The sequence below is a fragment of the Streptomyces sp. NPDC005423 genome (assembly GCF_040606415.1).
GTDB lineage: Bacteria > Actinomycetota > Actinomycetes > Streptomycetales > Streptomycetaceae > Streptomyces.
Window position 1 is genome coordinate 18,500 of the sequence record NZ_JBEXET010000013.1, and the last position, 17,059, is coordinate 35,558.

At 72.2% G+C, this 17,059-nt stretch carries 16 protein-coding genes; 9 read left to right on the forward strand and 7 right to left on the reverse strand.

Features of this window, described 5'->3' with window-relative positions; genetic code table 11:
* Positions 1 to 18: 18 nt before the first annotated feature.
* Genes ABZT12_RS16310 through ABZT12_RS16320 form a run of 3 tightly spaced genes read right to left on the reverse strand, consistent with a single transcriptional unit; the run spans position 19 to position 3,638 of the window.
* Positions 19 to 840: a hypothetical protein gene (locus ABZT12_RS16310; RefSeq protein ID WP_356383782.1), complete on the reverse strand. Its 822-nt coding sequence runs from the start codon at positions 838 to 840 to the stop codon at positions 19 to 21.
* Complete coding sequence (locus tag ABZT12_RS16315; protein WP_356383785.1) at positions 840 to 2,105, reverse strand: VWA domain-containing protein; 1,266 nt, start codon at positions 2,103 to 2,105, stop codon at positions 840 to 842. The genes ABZT12_RS16310 and ABZT12_RS16315 overlap by 1 nt, the downstream gene beginning before the upstream one ends.
* 9 nt (positions 2,106 to 2,114) lie before the next feature.
* Positions 2,115 to 3,638, reverse strand: coding sequence for an IucA/IucC family siderophore biosynthesis protein (locus tag ABZT12_RS16320; protein ID WP_356383788.1), 1,524 nt, complete (start codon positions 3,636 to 3,638; stop codon positions 2,115 to 2,117).
* A 92-nt stretch (positions 3,639 to 3,730) separates the two neighbouring features.
* Between ABZT12_RS16320 and ABZT12_RS16325 the strand changes: the two genes are divergently transcribed.
* Positions 3,731 to 5,230, forward strand: a complete 1,500-nt coding sequence (locus tag ABZT12_RS16325) for an IucA/IucC family protein (RefSeq protein ID WP_356383791.1) — start codon at positions 3,731 to 3,733, stop codon at positions 5,228 to 5,230.
* A gap of 175 nt (positions 5,231 to 5,405) precedes the next feature.
* Here ABZT12_RS16325 and ABZT12_RS16330 read toward each other — a convergent pair whose 3' ends face one another.
* Positions 5,406 to 6,365, reverse strand: a complete 960-nt coding sequence (locus tag ABZT12_RS16330) for a WYL domain-containing protein (protein WP_356383794.1) — start codon at positions 6,363 to 6,365, stop codon at positions 5,406 to 5,408.
* A 108-nt stretch (positions 6,366 to 6,473) separates the two neighbouring features.
* On the opposite strand from ABZT12_RS16330, the gene ABZT12_RS16335 reads away from it, so the two are divergent.
* The 3 genes from ABZT12_RS16335 (at position 6,474) to ABZT12_RS16345 (ending at position 8,667) form a co-directional block, all read left to right on the forward strand.
* On the forward strand, positions 6,474 to 6,941 hold the full coding sequence (locus ABZT12_RS16335; RefSeq protein ID WP_356383797.1) for a VOC family protein: 468 nt from the start codon (positions 6,474 to 6,476) through the stop codon (positions 6,939 to 6,941).
* A 117-nt stretch (positions 6,942 to 7,058) separates the two neighbouring features.
* Positions 7,059 to 7,478 carry a DUF1761 domain-containing protein gene (locus ABZT12_RS16340; RefSeq protein ID WP_356383800.1) on the forward strand — a complete coding sequence of 140 codons (420 nt, stop codon included), beginning with the start codon at positions 7,059 to 7,061 and terminating at the stop codon, positions 7,476 to 7,478.
* 274 nt (positions 7,479 to 7,752) lie between these two features.
* Complete coding sequence (locus tag ABZT12_RS16345; RefSeq protein ID WP_356383803.1) at positions 7,753 to 8,667, forward strand: HipA family kinase; 915 nt, start codon at positions 7,753 to 7,755, stop codon at positions 8,665 to 8,667.
* 32 nt (positions 8,668 to 8,699) lie between these two features.
* Here the strand turns inward: ABZT12_RS16345 and aceB are convergent, their stop codons facing one another.
* Together aceB and ABZT12_RS16355 are read right to left on the reverse strand one after the other, a co-directional pair.
* A complete protein-coding gene (gene aceB / locus ABZT12_RS16350; protein ID WP_356383806.1) occupies positions 8,700 to 10,322 on the reverse strand; it encodes a malate synthase A in 1,623 nt (540 codons plus the stop codon).
* A 222-nt stretch (positions 10,323 to 10,544) separates the two neighbouring features.
* Complete coding sequence (locus ABZT12_RS16355) at positions 10,545 to 11,219, reverse strand: nucleotidyltransferase family protein (protein ID WP_356383809.1); 675 nt, start codon at positions 11,217 to 11,219, stop codon at positions 10,545 to 10,547.
* A gap of 224 nt (positions 11,220 to 11,443) precedes the next feature.
* On the opposite strand from ABZT12_RS16355, the gene ABZT12_RS16360 reads away from it, so the two are divergent.
* Positions 11,444 to 11,731: a DUF5955 family protein gene (locus tag ABZT12_RS16360; RefSeq protein WP_356383812.1), complete on the forward strand. Its 288-nt coding sequence runs from the start codon at positions 11,444 to 11,446 to the stop codon at positions 11,729 to 11,731.
* 28 nt (positions 11,732 to 11,759) lie between these two features.
* On the opposite strand, the gene ABZT12_RS16365 is transcribed toward ABZT12_RS16360, so the two are convergent.
* Positions 11,760 to 12,560: an IclR family transcriptional regulator gene (locus ABZT12_RS16365; protein WP_356383815.1), complete on the reverse strand. Its 801-nt coding sequence runs from the start codon at positions 12,558 to 12,560 to the stop codon at positions 11,760 to 11,762.
* 271 nt (positions 12,561 to 12,831) lie between these two features.
* Here ABZT12_RS16365 and allB point away from each other — a divergent pair, with 271 nt between their 5' ends.
* The 4 genes from allB to ABZT12_RS16385 all read left to right on the forward strand — a co-directional run bounded on the left by allB (position 12,832) and on the right by ABZT12_RS16385 (position 16,896).
* The gene (gene allB, locus ABZT12_RS16370; protein ID WP_356383818.1) at positions 12,832 to 14,172 is read left to right on the forward strand and encodes an allantoinase AllB; all 1,341 of its coding nucleotides are present in this window, start codon (positions 12,832 to 12,834) and stop codon (positions 14,170 to 14,172) included.
* Between the two features lie 131 nt (positions 14,173 to 14,303).
* Positions 14,304 to 15,473, forward strand: a complete 1,170-nt coding sequence (gene alc, locus ABZT12_RS16375; RefSeq protein ID WP_356383821.1) for an allantoicase — start codon at positions 14,304 to 14,306, stop codon at positions 15,471 to 15,473.
* 79 nt (positions 15,474 to 15,552) lie between these two features.
* The gene (locus ABZT12_RS16380) at positions 15,553 to 16,359 is read left to right on the forward strand and encodes an AIM24 family protein (protein ID WP_356383824.1); all 807 of its coding nucleotides are present in this window, start codon (positions 15,553 to 15,555) and stop codon (positions 16,357 to 16,359) included.
* A 141-nt stretch (positions 16,360 to 16,500) separates the two neighbouring features.
* Complete coding sequence (locus tag ABZT12_RS16385) at positions 16,501 to 16,896, forward strand: ribonuclease domain-containing protein (RefSeq protein ID WP_356383827.1); 396 nt, start codon at positions 16,501 to 16,503, stop codon at positions 16,894 to 16,896.
* The last annotated feature ends 163 nt before the right edge of the window (positions 16,897 to 17,059 follow it).

The following is a 17,059-nucleotide window of genomic DNA, read 5'->3' on the forward strand; positions in this document are numbered from 1 at the left end:
ATACAGAGCGGTGTGCGGTCAGGCGCCGGGCGGCACCCGGCGCGGCCGGCCCGTACCGCGGGTCAGCGCGTAGCCGCCGATCCCCGCGAGCGCGGCCAGTACACCGCCCACCCCCGTCCACACCCAGCGGTCGGACCACCAGCCCGACGACCAGCCGTCGTCGGGCTCGATGCTCGACAGCACCGCCGACTTGGCCGAACCGCCGTCCGTGTCCGAACTCGACGCGTCCGAGGTCGACTTGACGGCGATCCCCGGTACCAGGGGCTGCGCCAGCGAACCGTCCACCGCGGCCGAGCCGCCGATGTCCTTGGCGTCCGCCCGCACCTCGGCGTGGATCGGCTGGCCCAGGTCCGACGACTTCAGGTCCACGACGGTCAGCCGGACGTAGTACGTGCCCGGCAGCGGGTCGTTGGCCCACGGCTCCGACCAGGCACGCACCGTCCGCAGTGTGCACGCCAGCTCCAGGGAGGAGGCGCCCTGCGCGGCGGTGCGCGTCGACGCGCCGTACTGGCAGGCCTGGCGGCGCCGCAGCCCGTCGTAGACGTCGAGCTGCCAGGTCTCGCCCGCCTGCGTGTCCGGCAGCTTGACCGTCGCCTTCACGGTCGGCCGCTGGCCCGCGTCGGCCGGGAACGACCAGTACAGGTAGTCACCCGTGGAGCCGCTCGCGGTGCCCGTCTGCCCCTGGTCGAGCTCGGTCGCGGTACGGAACGAGGTGCCCGCCTGAGTCGGCGCGGAGCCGTCGCCGGACGGGCTCGCGGAGGGCGAGGAGTCGGCGACGGCCGGACCGGCGCCCAGCCCGGCCAGCAGGACGACGGCAGTGAACAGCTGTGTGGTGCGCATCAGTTGGTCCTCCAGACCGCGAGCCGCCAGCGGGAGACCCAGCCCCACAGCAGACCCGCCACGAAACCGGTCAGCACCAGGGCGCCCAGCAGCCACCAGCCGCGGCCGAGGCCGAAGGAGGCCACGTCGCTCGCCGCGCTCGGCGCGTCCACCACGTCGACGGTCAGCTCAAGGGGCAGACCGGGAGTGGTCTTCACCCCCGACTCCGCCGAGAAGGAGTTGGTGACCTCCAGACACACGGTCTCGGCCGGGGCGTCGTCCTCGTCGCTGTCCGCCTTGGGATAGCGCAGGCCGGTGGAGATGACGTCGGTCCGCCCGTTGCCGGTGCCCTCGCCGCGTACGATCTCCCGGCCGTGCGCGGTGACCGCCCGCAGCAGCACACCGTAGTCCGGCCGCACCGCCCGGTCGGCCGCGACGCTCACCGAAGTACGCAGCTCCTGACCGGGTTTGATGTCCACCCGGTACCAGCGCTGCTGCCCGAACTCCTCACGGTCCGTGTAGAGACCGGACTTGAGAGCCGGAGCGCTGTCGCAGCGGGCCGTGCCCTCGGTGGCGACCGGAGTCACCACCGGGTCGGCGGCCCGGTCCACCAACTGGCCGACACGGTCGGAGAGTTCCTCCTTGTGCTGCACGGAGGTGTACGTGCCGCCGGTCGCGTCCGCGATACAGCTGAGCTGGTCGCGCGTCTTGGCGTCCGGCACGAGGCCCAGTGTGTCGATGGTCAGCCCGACGCCCTTGGCGGCTATCTCCCGGGCCACCTCGCACGGGTCCAGCGGCTGGCAGGTGTCCTCGCCGTCGCTGATCAGGACGATACGGCGGGTGCCGTCACCGCCGTCGAGGTCGTCGGCCGCCTTCAGCAGCGCCGGGCCGATCGGCGTCCAGCCGGTCGGGGCGAGCGTCGCGACCGCCGTCTTGGCCTCGGTGCGGTTCAGCGTCCCCACCGGGTACAGCTGCGCGGTGTCCTTGCAGCCCGTCTTCCGGTCGTTGCCGCGGTAGTTGGCGCCCAGGGTACGGATGCCGAGCTGCACCTCCTGCGGTGTCGCGTCGAGCACCTCGTTGAACGCCTGCTTCGCCGCGGCCATCCGCGAGCCGCCGTCGATGTCCCGGGCGCTCATGGAACCGCTGACGTCCAGCACGAGTTCGACCTTGGGGGCGGTCGCGGAGTCCGTCTCGTCGGCGACCGCTCCGGCCGGGAAGGCGACCCCGGCCGTGAGGGTGGCGAGCAGGGCACAGACTCCTGCCGCCAGCCGTTGTCTTGTGATCATCGCCGGATCCTATTGACCAGAGGGACCGGGCTCCAAAACGAGCGGGTTGGGCAGCGCCGCCCACTGGTCCCCGGGCCGCTCCGGAGAGAGCCGCATCAGCGTCAACGCCTTGACGGGCAGCGGCCCTTGGAGCAGCGCCGGCAGATCCGCCGTAGGCGGCAGATCCCCTACGACCGCCGCCAGCGCCGCCCCCAGCGCGGTCCCCGAACCGGCCGTCCCGGCGAGGGCCCCGCCGACCAGGGACCCGAACAGCTTGCGCCGCAGGGTGGTTTCGTCGTCCGTGACGATCCGTCCGGTCAGCTCCGGCACCGGGATCCCGTGCCGGGCCAGCCGCGCCGGGCTGACCCGGATGTCGGCGAGATCGCGGTAGACCAGGCGCAGCGGGCGGCCGTCGCGGTCCAGCACCACGAGCAAATTCTGGCCGTGTGCCTCCAGGGCCACGCCGGACTCCAGCAGGCGCAGGCAGACGCTGAGGGCGAGACGGGTGAAGCCGGCCAGCCAGCCCGGCTTTTCGGGCAGGCCGGTGGTGGCGAGCGCGGCCACCGGCAGCACCCGCTCGCCCGCCGCCGAGTCGGCGTACGTCTGCGGGGACTCGCGCACCACGGCCGCGAGGTGGGGGGAGCCCGCGGTCGCCGCCCCCAGCGTGCGGGTGATGTGCAGCAACCCCTCCGAACGCGCCGCCAGTTCTTCGCCGAACGACGAGAGGGTCGCCGACAGCCCGATCGAGTAGACCGAGATGTCCCGCACCGAGGAGGTCAGCCGGGCGCTCAGCGCGGTCTTGACATGCGGTCCGTCCACCAGGGCGAGCGTCCGCAGCGACATCAGCGGATGCGCGTCCAGCGGACGCTCGCCCGCCCGCTTGAGCACATGCGCCGCCTGCCACGGATGCACCGGGATCAACAGCCGCGCCCCGTCCCGCAGTTCGTCCGGCCACACCCCCGTCACGAGGGACTCGTCCGCCTCGACCGGCACCGACCCCAGCGCCACCACGGGCCGGTGCTCGGGCCCGTACGCGAGCTGCTCGGCCACCGAGAAGCCGGGCCGGGAACGGCAGTTGGGGTGGAACGGGTGCCCGTCGACGATCCGCTGCTCCCACTCCCAGTCGCGCGACGGCCAACCGTCCGCCCGCTCCGGCTGATCGGACCGTGACAGCGCCAACGAGGCGACGCTGTGCTCCAGTTCGGCGGCGAAGGCACCGCCGTGCGGGACACCGAGCGCCGCGGTCAGCCGCGCCGGATCGTCGTACGCCGTCCGGTCGAGGCGGACGGCGGTGACCCGGTCGCCGGTCGCGTACGGATCGGCGTGCGGCCCGTGCAGCACGCGGCCGTCGGCGAGGTACAGGGCGAGACTGTGCGCCCCCCGCACCCGGCGGGTGACCCAGGGCAGCGGTTCGTGGGCGAGCGCCCGCCACAGCCGGGTCAGGACCGCGGCCCGGGCGCCGGGCAGCTCGGCCGCGTACCGTGGCAGGAGGCCGGGCCGTACGGCGGCGAGCTCCGTGGCGACCTCGGCCTCGGAATACGGGAATCGGTCCACGCTCGGCTCCTCGGGGAACGGGTAGCTGGCCAGGGCGTCCGACCACGACAGACATACTGGGCGCGATCGCGGCACACGGACTGGGGGAACGAATGGATCACGCCGACTTCACACCCCAGGACCACGACCTGGCCGAGCGCGCCGACGCGTACGCGGCCGCGCCGCTGCTCAACTGCCTGATCCGCGAGGTGGCCGAACCGCTGCCCGCGACCGACGGCCGACGGCTGTACCGGCTCCCCGGCACGGGCCGACTGCTGCGCGTGCGCGGCACCCGGCGGCCCGCCGAACCCGAGGTGTACGCGGCGGGCCGCTGGCACCGGGCCGGCCACCCCGAACTCGTGAAAGTCGTCGCCGAGGAACTGGCCCGCCGCACCGGCCTGCCCAACCATGAACTGCCCGCCGAGATGACCGACAGCCGTGACGCGGTCGCCGCGCTGCTCGCCGCCCGGGCCCGCGCGACACCGCCCGGCGACCCGTACACGCGCTCCGAACAGTCCCTGATCACCGGCCATCCTTACCATCCCGCGCCCAAGGCCCGCGGCGGTGGCCCCGTCACCGGCTGGCTGCCGTACGCGCCCGAGGCGTACGCCCGCTTCCCGCTGGTGCTGCTCGGGGTGCGGGAGGACGCCGTCGTCGAGGAGGGGGACACCTCGGCGCTCGACGCCCTGGGCGCGGCCCCGCCCGGCTACCGGCTGCTCCCCGCCCACCCCTGGCAGCTCGACCTGGTCGGCGCGGGCCTCGCGGACGCCTTCGCGGACGGGCGGCTGATCCGGCTCGGCACCACCGCCTCCCCGGTACGGCCCACGGCCGCGATCCGCACCGTGTACAGCCCCGACGACGACCTGTTCCTCAAGTTCAGCCTGGACGTACGCATCACCAACGACATCCGCCGGCTGTGGCGCCACGACCTGCTGAAGCTCCGGCACACCGACACGGCCGTCACGGACGCCTTCGCGGCGATGGGCGGCCCCGCGGCCTGGCTGAGCGACCGGGGCTACCGCACCGCCGCCTTCGCCTTCGAGGAACTCGCCGTCCTCGTCCGCGACGGCTTCGGCGAGCACCTCCTGCCCGGCACGACCCCGCTGCTCGCCGCGGCCCTCGTCGAGGGCTTCGAGGGCAGTCCGCTCGACGGCGGCTCCGACCCGGCGGCCTGGTGGGAGGCGTACCTGCGCCAGGTCGTACCGCCCGCGCTGACCGCCTTCGCCGACCACGGCGTCGTACTCGAAGCACATCTGCAGAACACGCTGGTCGCCGTGGACGCCGACGGGATGCCCGCGCAGGCGCTCTACCGGGACGCGGAGGGCGTGAAGCTGCTGACCGACGTCGACCGGGCCGCCGGCTGGGAACGACTCGTCTACTGCCTCGTCGTCAACCATCTCGTCGAGGTCGCCGAGGTTCTCGCCGAGCGCCACCCGGCCCTCGACCCGTGGCCCGCCGTACGCCGCGAGCTGGCCCGGCACCAGGTCCCGGAAGCCGCCGAACTGCTCCGGGCGCCGACCGTGCCCGGCAAGACCAACCTGCTGCTGCGCTGGACCGGCGCCGACGGAGCGGACGCCCGCTACCTGCCGCTGCCCAACCCGCTGGTCCGGTGAGCGAGTCCGGATTACGTGGCCGCCCTGGACAGGCTGCTGGAGGAGACCTCCACCCTGGACGACTTCCGGCGGGCAGGCATCGAGACGTCCGGTGAGACACCGGTGCCGAGTTGGCCGGGCACTCCTCGCCGCGATCACCCCAGGTGGCCGTGCTCAGGTTCGTCCTGCTCGACGGTCAGTCTCCCGGCACCGGCGGAGAGACGGCGGCCCGGACCCGGCCGACGAGCTTCGCCGCGGCCTCGGTCAGGGCGTCCGGGCCCACCACGGTGAAGGGGGCGTCGTACCGGAGCACGCGGGCGAGCAGACCGCCCCAGGACCACGACCCGATCGTCACGCGACAGGACCGCTCGGTGAGCTCTTCGACCTCACCGTCACCGATGAAGGGTGTGATGTCACGCGCGGGAAGCTCGATGACGACCTCGCCCACGCAGGGCCAGCGATCCTCGCTCTCCGATCCCTTGAACCGGGCGGCGAGAAAGGAGCGCGCATCGGCTGCGGGAAGCGTGCGGGACGTGAAGGCCGGGCCGGTCGGGGTGCGCGGCGCCATGCGGTCCAGGCGGAAGACGCGCCAGTCGTCCCGGTCCAGGTCCCAGGCGATCAGATACCACCGGCTCTTGCGAGCGACGATCGCGTGCGGCTGTACGCGCCGTGGAGGGACGTCGCTCTCGCCGTAGTCGAATCGGAGCGTGTGCCGGTCCCGGACCGCGGCGCTGACGGTCTCCAGCACCGAGGGATCGACACGGGAGGAGGGCTCGGTTCCGGTGAAGCGGATGCCGTCGACCCGGTGACGGAGCCTGGACGGCATCACCTGACGGACGGTGGCCAGCGCGCGGGCCGCCGCCTCGTCGATGTCGACCCCGACGGAGGGCACGCTCCGGAGCGCGACCGCGATCGCGACCGCCTGTTCGTCGTCGAACAGCAGCGGCGGCAGCTCGGAGCCGGCCTCAAGCCGGTACCCGCCGTCGGGTCCCTTCATCGACCCGATCCGATAGCCGAGTTCCCGCAGGCGGTCCACGTCACGGCGGACCGTGCGCGGGCTCACGTCCAGGCGTTCCGCGAGGACCTGCCCCGGCCAGTCCCGTCGCGTCTGGAGGAGGGAGAGCAGGGCGAGCATCCGTGAAGTGCTTCCGATCATGAGTCGAGTGTGCTCCGAGTAGAGGACCGTCACTGACCTCTTCTGTCGAGATGCTCGTCCCGGACGGCACACCCGCCGGTCGGTTCCATCGAGGAGAAGAGCAAGATCATGGCGATCAGGACGACCACCCACCTGAACTTCCGCGGCACCGCTCGCCAGGCGCTCGCGTTCTACGCGACCGTGTTCGGCGGCCGGACCGTCCTCGCCACCTACGGCGACCTCGGCATGCCGAAAGAGGCTCCCGGCGCTGACAAGGTCGTGTTCGGGCAGGTCGAGAACGAGGACGGGTTCCGCGTCATGGCCTACGACATTCCCGGCCAGGACGACACCGACATCACGGTGACGGCCGGCTCCACGCACCGGGAGAACGGTGCCACGGTCACCGACCGGACGTTCTTCCAGTCCGTTCGCGCCGACACCCTCGACGAGATCACCGGTTACTGGAAAGCCCTCGCCGAGGACGGCACCGTCATCGAGCCCCTCGCCGCGTCGGCGTGGACCCCTGGCTTCGGCATGCTCACCGACCGGTTCGGCGTCACCTGGGTCCTCGACGTCCAGGCCCCCCACGCCGCCTGACCCAGCCCGCACCGGTGCGGGGCCGTCGCGTCCCAGCGGCACGTGAGCCCCGCACTCGTGCGCCCACCCCATTCGTCCTGGCCGCACGGACGTCGGTACCGAGCCAGGGAGCAGCACATGATCCTCGACGCATTCGCGCACATCCACTGGTGGGGTGTGCTCGCGGGCACCGCCCTCTTCGCACTCCTCGGCGGTGTCTGGTTCGCCGTCGTCGTCAGCAAGCCCTATGCGAGGGCCGTCGGCCGCGCCACGGACGCGCCCGCTCCGGCGTCACCGCTGTTCATCGCCGGTCCACTGGTCTGTTCCCTGGCCAACGTCCTGACCAGTGCGATCCTTCTCAGCGCCCTCGGTGTCGACACGGTCGGAACCGCCGTCGCGTTCGGCCTCCTGACGAGTGCCGGTTACCTCACGGCCATGGCGTTCAACATAGCGATCAACCCTGTCTTCGCCCGCCCTCTCCTCTACGGACTCGTCAACGCGCCCTACTTCGTCGTCGCCGGCACAGGAGCAGCGGTCCTCCTCGTCCTGCTTCCCTGACCCGGCCGCAGGCCCGTCCGCCGTGACCGTGGTGCGGTGGCTCGGACACTCCTCGCCGGCGGTCACCCTCGGTTACTATGCTCACTTCATGCCGGAGTCCGGAAGGAACGAAGGCCGGACTCCGACTGACGGACTGCTGGGGGGACAGGGAGATCCGCATGACATTCGCAACTCCCCACACTCCCCGCAGAGTTCATGACGAGCGATGCCACTCCCTGACGCCCCCGGAGTCGGCCGTGGAACGCCGGGCCGAAGAAGAAGGTGGCCGGAGAAAGTGCTGAGAGAGGTCACCGCGACCCGTTACGTCGCCCCCCTGCGCTCCGGCGGCTCCGTGCCCGCCGTCGTGGAGGCCGACGACCTCGGCACCTACGTGGTCAAGTTCACCGGCTCCGCGCAGGGACGCAAGGCGCTGGTCGCCGAGGTGATCGTAGGAGAGCTCGCGCGCGCCCTCGGGCTGCGCTTCCCCGAGCTGGTCCTCGTCCACTTCGACCCGGCGATCGCGGACGACGAGCCGCACCAGGAGGTGCGCGAGCTGCACGGCGCGAGCGCCGGGCTCAACCTCGGCATGGACCATCTGCCGGGCGCCCGCGACTTCACCCCGGAGGTCGCCGAGCGATGCACGGTCGGCCCGCTGGAGGCCGGGCGGATCGTCTGGCTCGACGCCCTGACCGTGAACGTGGACCGTACGGTGCACAGCTCCAACCTGATGGTCTGGCCGACCCTCGGCGTCGCGCCCCCGCGCCTGTGGCTGATCGACCACGGCGCCGCCCTCGTCTTCCACCACCGCTGGGACGCCTCCGACCCCGCCAGGAGCTACGACTTCCGCCACCACGCGCTCGGCCGCTACGGCCCCGACACCCGGGCCGCCGACGCCGGACTCGCGCCCCGGGTGACGCGGGAGCTGCTGCGCGGAATCGTCGCGGAGGTGCCGGACGCCTGGCTGGCGGGCGAACCGGGCTTCGCCACGCCCGACGAGGTCAGAGAGGCCTACGTCACCTACCTGCACGCGCGCGTGCGGGCCTCCGCCGCCTGGCTGCCCACCGACTTCCCCGGCCGGGAGGAGCTCGCCGCGGAGGAGGCCCGGCGCGCGGCACGGACGGAGCGCGACCGGCCGAGCTGGCTCAAACGCGTCCCCGACCTGCACGGCAGACCGGCGGCCCAGCAGGACTGGTCGGTACACCTCGGCTGACCGGATCGGGCCGGACCGGGCCCGCCGGGAGGTCAGCCCCTGAGCCGCTGGTACGCCGGAACGGTCAGGAAGTCGGCGTAGTCCTCGTCGAGCGCGACTTCCAGAAGCAGGTCGTGGGCCTGCTGCCAGTGGCCCGCGGCGAAGGCGTCCGCGCCGATCTCGGCCCGGACGTTCGCCAACTCCTCGGCGGCGATGGTCCGTACGAGTCCGGGAGTGGCCCGCTCACCGGTCTCGAACTCGACACCCGCGTTGATCCACTGCCAGATCTGCGAACGTGAGATCTCGGCGGTGGCCGCGTCCTCCATCAGGTTGAAGATGGCGACCGCGCCGAGGCCGCGCAGCCATGCCTCGATGTAACGGATGCCCACCTGAACGGCGTTGACGAGACCCGCGTACGTCGGCCTGGCGCGCAGTGAGTCGACGGCGATCAGGTCGGCGGCCTTGACGTCCACGTCCTCGCGCAGCCGGTCCTTCTGGTTCGGCCGGTCGCCGAGCACCGCGTCGAAGGAGGCCAGGGCGATCGGCACCAGGTCCGGGTGGGCCACCCACGATCCGTCGAACCCGTCGTTCGCCTCGCGGTCCTTGTCCGCCTTCACCTTCTCGAAGGCGACCCTGTTGACCTCCTCGTCGCGCCGGGACGGGATGAACGCCGCCATGCCGCCGATCGCGTGCGCTCCGCGCCGATGGCAGGTGCGGACGAGGAGTTCGGTGTACGCGCGCATGAACGGGGCGGTCATCGTGACCAGGTTGCGGTCCGGCAGGACGAACCGGGGCCCGCCGTCACGGAAGTTCTTCACGATGGAGAACAGGTAGTCCCAGCGGCCGGCGTTCAACCCCGAGGCGTGGTCGCGCAGTTCGTAGAGGATCTCCTCCATCTCGTACGCGGCGGTGATCGTCTCGATCAGCACGGTGGCGCGGACGGTGCCCCGCGGGATGCCGACGTAGTCCTGCGCGAAGACGAACACGTCGTTCCACAGGCGGGCTTCGAGGTGCGACTCGGTCTTGGGGAGGTAGAAGTACGGGCCCTTGCCGAGGTCGAGCAGACGCTGGGCGTTGTGGAAGAAGTACAGCCCGAAGTCGACGAAGGCGCCCGGGACCTGCTCACCGTCCACCAGCAGGTGACGTTCGTTCAGATGCCAGCCGCGCGGCCGCATGACGACGGTCGCCAGCTCGTTCTCGGCCTTCAGGGCGTACGACTTGCCGGACGCCGGGTCGGTGAAGTCGATGGCCCGGGTGTAGGCGTCGATCAGGTTGAGCTGACCCTGGACGACGTTCGCCCAGGTCGGCGCGGAGGCGTCCTCGAAGTCCGCGAGCCACACCCGGGCACCGGAGTTGAGGGCGTTGATCGTCATCTTGCGGTCGGTGGGGCCGGTGATCTCGACCCGCCGGTCGTCCAGGGCGGCGGGGGAGGGGGCGACCCTCCAGGAGTCGTCCGCGCGGATCGCGGCGGTCTCCGGGAGGAAGTCGAGGGTGGAGGTGCGGGCGATCTCGGCGCGCCGCTCGGCCCGGCGGGCGAGGAGCCCGGCCCGGCGGGGCGTGAAGCGGCGGTGCAGCTCGGCCACGAAGGCGAGGGCCGCCTCGGTGAGGACCTCTTCCTGCCGGGGCAGGGGTTCGGCGTCGACGACGGCCGGCGGGGACGGCGCTGGTGCGGACATGAGCTGTCACTTCCTTTCAGCGAGCGTGGCACCGGGTGCCGGGCGACCCGGGCGGGGCGGGAAACACCCCGTCATCGTTCAGGGCGCTTCTGATCCGTGGAGACTAGTTTCCTCATGGTGGAAGTTCAATGGTCTGTTGAGCCGGTCAGCCGAGTCGCTCGGCTGAGTCGGTCTCCTGCTGTCGAGACGCTGCGGGTGCGGGGCGAAGCCGCGCCGGACCGCTCACTCGAGGTGGACCAGATCGTCCTCCGTGTCGATGTCGTAGGGCCGTGCCACGTCCCCGCACTCGACCAGCGTGACCGACTGGGCGTGCGCCCGGAGGTAGGCGCGCGCCCCCCGGTCGCCGGTCGCGCTCTCCGCGATCCCGGCCCAGTGCGCGGACCCGAACAGCACGGGGTGCCCGCGTACGCCGTCGTAGGCGGCCGATGCCAGCGACTCCTCGCCCCGGCAGGCGGCCAGCACCCGCGCCATCGCCGCCGCGCCGATCCCGGGCTGGTCCACCAGTGAGACCAGCGCGGCCCGCGCCCCCGTCCCGGCGAGCGAGTCCAGCCCGGCGCGCAGCGAGGACCCCATGCCCCGCTCCCACTCCGGGTTCTCCACGAGCGCACACCCCGCCAGCTCGGCCCGTTCCCGTACGGTGTCGGCGCGCGCCCCGAGCACCACGTGGACGCGCGCGCAGCCGGCCGCGAGCAGCTCCCCGGCCGTGTGCTCCACCAGGGGGCGCCCCCGATGGGTGAGCAGGGCCTTGGGCCGGCCGCCCAGCCGCCGCCCGCCGCCCGCCGCGAGCAGCAGCCCGGCCACCGGGAACGCCTCCCTGGGGCCCGCGTCACAGGGGTCCACCCCGCTCGGGTGCGCACCGCTCGGAGCGTCGTCGCCGGGATCTTCGTGGTCCGTCATGTGTCCTGCATACCCGACACCGTTCCCCGGGGCGCCGCCGGGCGCAATCATCGGACTTGATTCGGTCCATGGTGTGGCGCACCCCGCACCGGGTGGCGTTTACTTGCCCGCGTCCCCCGGCGCCCGACCAGTGTCCCGGGGGTGTGAGGTGGCGGAAGCACGGACTGGGCGCACACCGGCGTGCGAGGGGGAGAGCTGTGTTGCGGAGCTTGAGGCAGAGACCAGTGACCGGCAGCGACTTGGATCCCAGAGTGGCGGGACTGCGGACCGCGGTCTCCCGGCTGCGCCGTCAACTCGCCGCGCATCCGGCGGAGTTCCCCGACCGGGGCATCGCCGAGGACGAACTCACCGCGCTCGCCGCGATGGCGATCGACGGCATCCCCGAAGTCCCCCGGCTGCGCGGCTCGTTACTCGTGCTCGCCGGTGCGATCGGCTCGGTGAGCGCCCTCGCGCGCGGGCTGCGGGAGGTCCGCGACGCGGTGGACCTGTTCGGCGAACCACCGCGCCGCTGAGCGGAGTTGCGGACGGCCGGCCGCGAGGTCAGGCGCCGGTGCCGCCCGAGGCGGCCAGCGCCTGGGACAGCTCCACCGCCACCTGCCGGAGCACCGGCACGATCCGCTCCGTCGCCGCCTCGGTGACCCGGCCCGCCGGACCGGAGATCGAGATCGCCGCGGCGGTGGGGGAGCCGGGCACGGAGACCGCTAGGCAGCGGACACCGATCTCCTGCTCGTTGTCGTCGATCGCGTACCCCAGCCGGCGCACGTCCTCCAGCGCCGCGAGGAACCCCTCCGGCGTGGTGATCGTCTTCTCGGTCGCGGCGGCCATGCCGGTGCGGGCCAGCAGGGCGCGCACCTCGGCGTCCGGCACACCGGCGAGCAGCGCCTTGCCGACGCCCGTCGAGTGCGGCAGGACCCGCCGTCCGACCTCGGTGAACATCCGCATCGAGTGCTTCGACGGCACCTGCGCGACGTACACGATCTCGTCGCCGTCGAGCAACGCCATGTTCGCCGTCTCGCCGGTCTCCTCGACCAGCCGGGCGAGGTAGGGCCGTGCCCAGGTGCCGAGCAGCCGGGACGCGGACTCGCCGAGGCGGATCAGCCGCGGGCCGAGGGCGTACCGGCGGTTGCTCTGCTGGCGTACGTAACCGCAGACCACGAGCGTGCGCATCAGCCGGTGGATGGTGGGCAGCGGCAGCCCGCTGCTCGCGGACAGCTCGCTCAACCCCACCTCGCCGCCCGCGTCGGCCATGCGCTCCAGCAGGTCGAAGGCGCGCTCAAGGGACTGGACCCCGCCGCTTGAAGACTTGGCGGAGTCGGTGGTGCTGGCGCTGGAGGGCGGCACGGCGCGTTCCTTTCGGCACTGGCGGGAAGGGCTGAAGCCTACCGGGCGGCCGGTTGACCGCCCGCCTGGCCGTATCCACGTTCCGCTCTCCGGAATCCTGGTCGCGCTCCGTGGCGGCGCCGCGCGGGCGCGTGGGGATTCGCGGGAGGGAAGGCCACCCTTGACGGCGCGGAGGCGGGAGTGAAGACTCCTTCAACAGAACGTTGAATTTCGTTACGCGGAAGTAAATCCCGTTTCCCGGAAGTCAACGGCGGCGAAGAGAGGGGTCCGGGTGTTGGACGCTGAACTGGTGGTGCGCTCCACGCGGGTCGTCACCCCCGAGGGCAGCCGGGCCGCGGCGGTCGCGGTCTCCGGGGGCAGGATCACGGCCGTACTGCCGCACGACACGGAGGTGCCGGCGGGGGCCCGGTTCGAGGACTTCGGCGACGACGTCCTGCTGCCCGGCCTGGTCGACACCCACGTGCACGTCAACGACCCCGGCCGCACCGAGTGGGAGGGCTTCTGGACCGCCACCCGCGCCGCCGCGGCCGGCGGGATCACCACCCTCGTCGACATGCCCCTCAACTCCCTCCCGCCGACCACCACGGCCGGCCACCTCCGCACCAAGCGGGAGGTGGCCGCGGCCAAGGCGCACATCGACGTCGGCTTCTGGGGCGGCGCCCTGCCCGACAACGTCAAGGACCTGCGTCCGCTGCACGACGCCGGGGTCTTCGGCTTCAAGGCCTTCCTGTCACCCTCCGGAGTCGACGAGTTCCCGCACCTCGACCAGGACCAACTCGCCCGCGCGCTGGCCGAGATCACCGCCTTCGACGGTCTGCTCATCGTGCACGCGGAGGACCCGCACCACCTCGACGCGGCCCCGCGCCGGGGCGGCCCCCAGTACGCCCACTTCCTCGCCAGCCGCCCCCGGGACGCCGAGAACACGGCCATCGCCGGGCTGATCGAGCAGGCCCGACGGCTCGACGCCCGCGTGCACGTCCTGCACCTCTCCTCCGCCGACGCGCTGCCGCTGATCGCCGCGGCCAAGGCCGACGGCGTCCGCGTCACGGTGGAGACCTGCCCCCACTACCTGACCCTCACGGCGGAGGAAGTCCCGGACGGGGCGAGCGAGTTCAAGTGCTGTCCGCCCATCCGCGAGTCCGCCAACCAGGACCTGCTCTGGCAGGCGCTCGCCGACGGCACCATCGACTGCGTGGTCACCGACCACTCGCCGTCCACCGCCGACCTGAAGACCGACGACTTCGCCACCGCCTGGGGCGGCATATCCGGCCTCCAGCTCAGCCTGGCCGCCGTGTGGACCGAGGCGCGCGGGCGCGGGCACGGCCTGGAGGACGTGGTCCGCTGGATGTCGGCCCGGACGGCACGGCTCGTCGGTCTCGACGACCGGAAGGGCGCCATCGAGGCGGGCCGGGACGCCGACTTCGCCGTCCTCGCGCCGGACGAGACCTTCACCGTGGACCCGGCGGCCCTCCAGCACCGCAACCGCGTCACGGCGTACGCGGGCAAGACGCTCAGCGGAGTCGTGAAGTCCACCTGGCTGCGCGGCGAACGAGTATTCCACGGCGGCGAGTTCACGGAACCGCGGGGCCAACTCCTCATCCGTAGAACGTGATTCACAACCCGAAGCCCCAACTGCCCGACCGCACTTCCTCCTCCGTTCCTCCACCGGCCCGGACCAGGGAAACCCGCCCCGCCCGTCCCGCAGCCGCGGCGGCCGACTCCCGAAAGGCAGACCTGATCACCGTGACGGCCATCCCCTCCTTCACCGGCGACGCGAACCCCTACGGCGGTGGTGACCCCTACGCGGACCACCGCACCGCCGACCTGCCCTTCACCCGGTACGCCGACCTCGCCGACCGGCGGCTCGGCGCCGGTGTGATCGCCGCCAACGACGAGTTCTTCGCCCAGCGGGAGAACCTGCTGCTGCCCGGGCGGGCCGAGTTCGACCCCGAGCGCTTCGGACACAAGGGCAAGATCATGGACGGCTGGGAGACCCGCAGACGGCGCGGCGGGTCGGCCGAGCACCCCTGGCCGGCGCCGGAGGACCACGACTGGGCCCTGGTCCGGCTCGGCGCTCCGGGCGTGATCCGCGGGATCGTCGTCGACACCGCCCACTTCCGTGGCAACCACCCGCAGGCCGTCTCGGTCGAGGGCGCCTCGGTGGCCGGCTCCCCCTCTCCGGAGGAGCTGCTGTCGGAGAACGTCAAGTGGACGACGCTGGTCGCGCGCACGCCGGTCGGCGGGCACGCGGAGAACGGGTTCGCCGTCTCCGCCGAACAGCGCTTCACCCACCTGCGGATCAACCAGCACCCTGACGGCGGCATCGCCCGCCTGCGCGTCCACGGCGAGGTGGTCCCCGACCCCCGGTGGCTGACGGCCCTCGGCACCTTCGACGTCGTGGCCCTGGAGAACGGCGGCCGGGTCGAGGACGCCTCCGACCTCTTCTACTCGCCGGCCACGAACACCATCCGGCCGGGCCGCTCCCAGAGGATGGACGACGGCTGGGAGACCCGCCGACGGCGCGACCGGGGCAACGACTGGATCCGGTACCGACTGGCCGCCCAGTCCCTGATCCGAGCGCTGGAGATCGACACGGCGTACCTGAAAGGCAACAGCGCGGGCTGGGCGTCGGTCGCGGTACGGAACAACGGCGTCGACGGGGGCGGCGCGGACGGGGGGAGCGGTGCGGACGAGGGGAGCGGTGCGGACGGCGGCTGGACCGAGATCCTGCCGCGCACCCGCCTCCAGCCCGACACGAACCACCGCTTCGTCCTCCCGGCCCCCGCGCTCGCCACGCACGCGCGCGTGGACATCTATCCCGACGGCGGCATCTCCCGGGTGCGCCTGTTCGGCTCCCTCACGGAGCCGGGCGCGGCCCGGCTCGCGACCCGCCACCAGGAACTGGGCGGCTGAACACCGGTCGGCGAAGCCTGGGTGGTCCGATGGGGTGACCGCCCGGAACTCTTTCGGGCGGCTGCCGCGTTCTTCCGTCGTGACCCTTCAGCAAGAAATCGTCGGCAACGCCATGCAGATGGCGATCGTCAGCCTGAGCCCCGGCCAGACCGTGTACTGCGAGGCCGGCAAGTTCCTCTTCAAGACGACGAACGTGACCATGGAGACCCGCCTGTCGGGCCCCTCGGGCGGCGCCGGGCAGCAGCAGGGCCCGGGCATGGGCGGCATGCTCCGCCAGGCCATGGGCACGGCGATGCAGGTGGGCCAGCGCATGCTCGCCGGCGAGTCGATGGCGTTCCAGTACTTCACCGCCCAGGGCGGCGAGGGCACCGTGGGGTTCGCGGGCGTCCTCCCCGGTGAGATGCGCGCCCTCGAACTCGACGGCACGCGCGCGTGGTTCGCGGAGAAGGACGCCTTCGTCGCCGCCGAGGCCGGTGTCGAGTTCGGCATCGCCTTCCAGGGCGGCCGGTCGGGCACGACCGGCGGCGAGGGTTTCATCCTGGAGAAGTTCACCGGGCACGGCACGGTGATCATCGCCGGCGCGGGCAACTTCATCGACCTGAACCCGGCCGACTTCGGCGGTCGTATCGAGGTCGACACCGGCTGCGTCGTCGCCTTCGAGGAAGGCATCCGGTACGGCGTCCAGCGCGTCGGGGGCCTCAACCGCCAGGGTCTGATGAACGCCGTCTTCGGAGGCGAGGGCCTCTCCCTGGCCACCCTGGAGGGCAACGGCCGGGTGATCCTCCAGTCCCTCACCATCGAGGGCCTCGCCAACGCCCTGAAGAAGGCCCAGGGCGGCGACAAACAGGGCCCGACCGGCGGGATGTTCTCGACCCACACGGGGTGAGCCGGACGCTCCGGGAGGGGTGAGCACCGTGTGGGGGACCGGTGCCGTAGGTTAACTCCCCGAAAATTCACGTGACTTGACGGGAAAAACTCCAGAGTTGTCATTGACATGCCACTGTCTACGCGCGTCATCATGAGTGCCATGAGATTCCCCCCACGCGCAACCCGCATCGGTGCCGCGGCCGCCCTCCTCTCGGCCCTGGTGGTGGGCGGCACCGTCTCCGCCACCACGGCGGACGCGGCGGCCACCTCGGTCGGCAGCATCTGCTACGGCGACTTGCCTTCCCAGGCGTACGACACCCTCGACCTGATCGCGTCGGGCGGCCCCTTCCCGTACTCGCAGGACGGTGTCGTCTTCCGCAACCAGGAGGGCGTGCTGCCCGGCCAGTCCTCGGGGTATTACCACGAGTACACGGTCAAGACGCCCGGCTCCTCCACACGCGGAGCCCGCCGGATCGTCACCGGCAAGAAGTACGAGGAGGACTACTACACCTCGGACCACTACGTCACCTTCGACCTGATCGACTTCGGCTGCTGAACCGACCGACAGGACACACCGGTTGACGCGACGGTCGTCGTGGCCCCGCCCCACCGCGGGGACGACCGCCGACGGCACGCCCGCGAAGGAACGGCGCCACCAGCCGGAGACCCGGTCCCGATCCCACCGGGTCCCGGCCCCTCGACCACCTCCCGGTTCACCC

Excerpts from the sequence above, each read along its gene's own strand:
- ABZT12_RS16315 (WP_356383785.1), bottom strand. The coding sequence starts at position 2,105 with ATGATCACAAGACAACGGCTGGCGGCAGGAGTCTGTGCCCTGCTCGCC.
- ABZT12_RS16385 (WP_356383827.1), top strand. The coding sequence starts at position 16,501 with ATGAGATTCCCCCCACGCGCAACCCGCATCGGTGCCGCGGCCGCCCTC.
- ABZT12_RS16310 (WP_356383782.1), bottom strand. The coding sequence starts at position 840 with ATGCGCACCACACAGCTGTTCACTGCCGTCGTCCTGCTGGCCGGGCTG.
- ABZT12_RS16335 (WP_356383797.1), top strand. The coding sequence starts at position 6,474 with ATGGCGATCAGGACGACCACCCACCTGAACTTCCGCGGCACCGCTCGC.
- ABZT12_RS16325 (WP_356383791.1), top strand. The coding sequence starts at position 3,731 with ATGGATCACGCCGACTTCACACCCCAGGACCACGACCTGGCCGAGCGC.
- ABZT12_RS16330 (WP_356383794.1), bottom strand. The coding sequence starts at position 6,365 with ATGATCGGAAGCACTTCACGGATGCTCGCCCTGCTCTCCCTCCTCCAG.
- ABZT12_RS16340 (WP_356383800.1), top strand. The coding sequence starts at position 7,059 with ATGATCCTCGACGCATTCGCGCACATCCACTGGTGGGGTGTGCTCGCG.
- ABZT12_RS16355 (WP_356383809.1), bottom strand. The coding sequence starts at position 11,219 with ATGACGGACCACGAAGATCCCGGCGACGACGCTCCGAGCGGTGCGCAC.
- aceB (WP_356383806.1), bottom strand. The coding sequence starts at position 10,322 with ATGTCCGCACCAGCGCCGTCCCCGCCGGCCGTCGTCGACGCCGAACCC.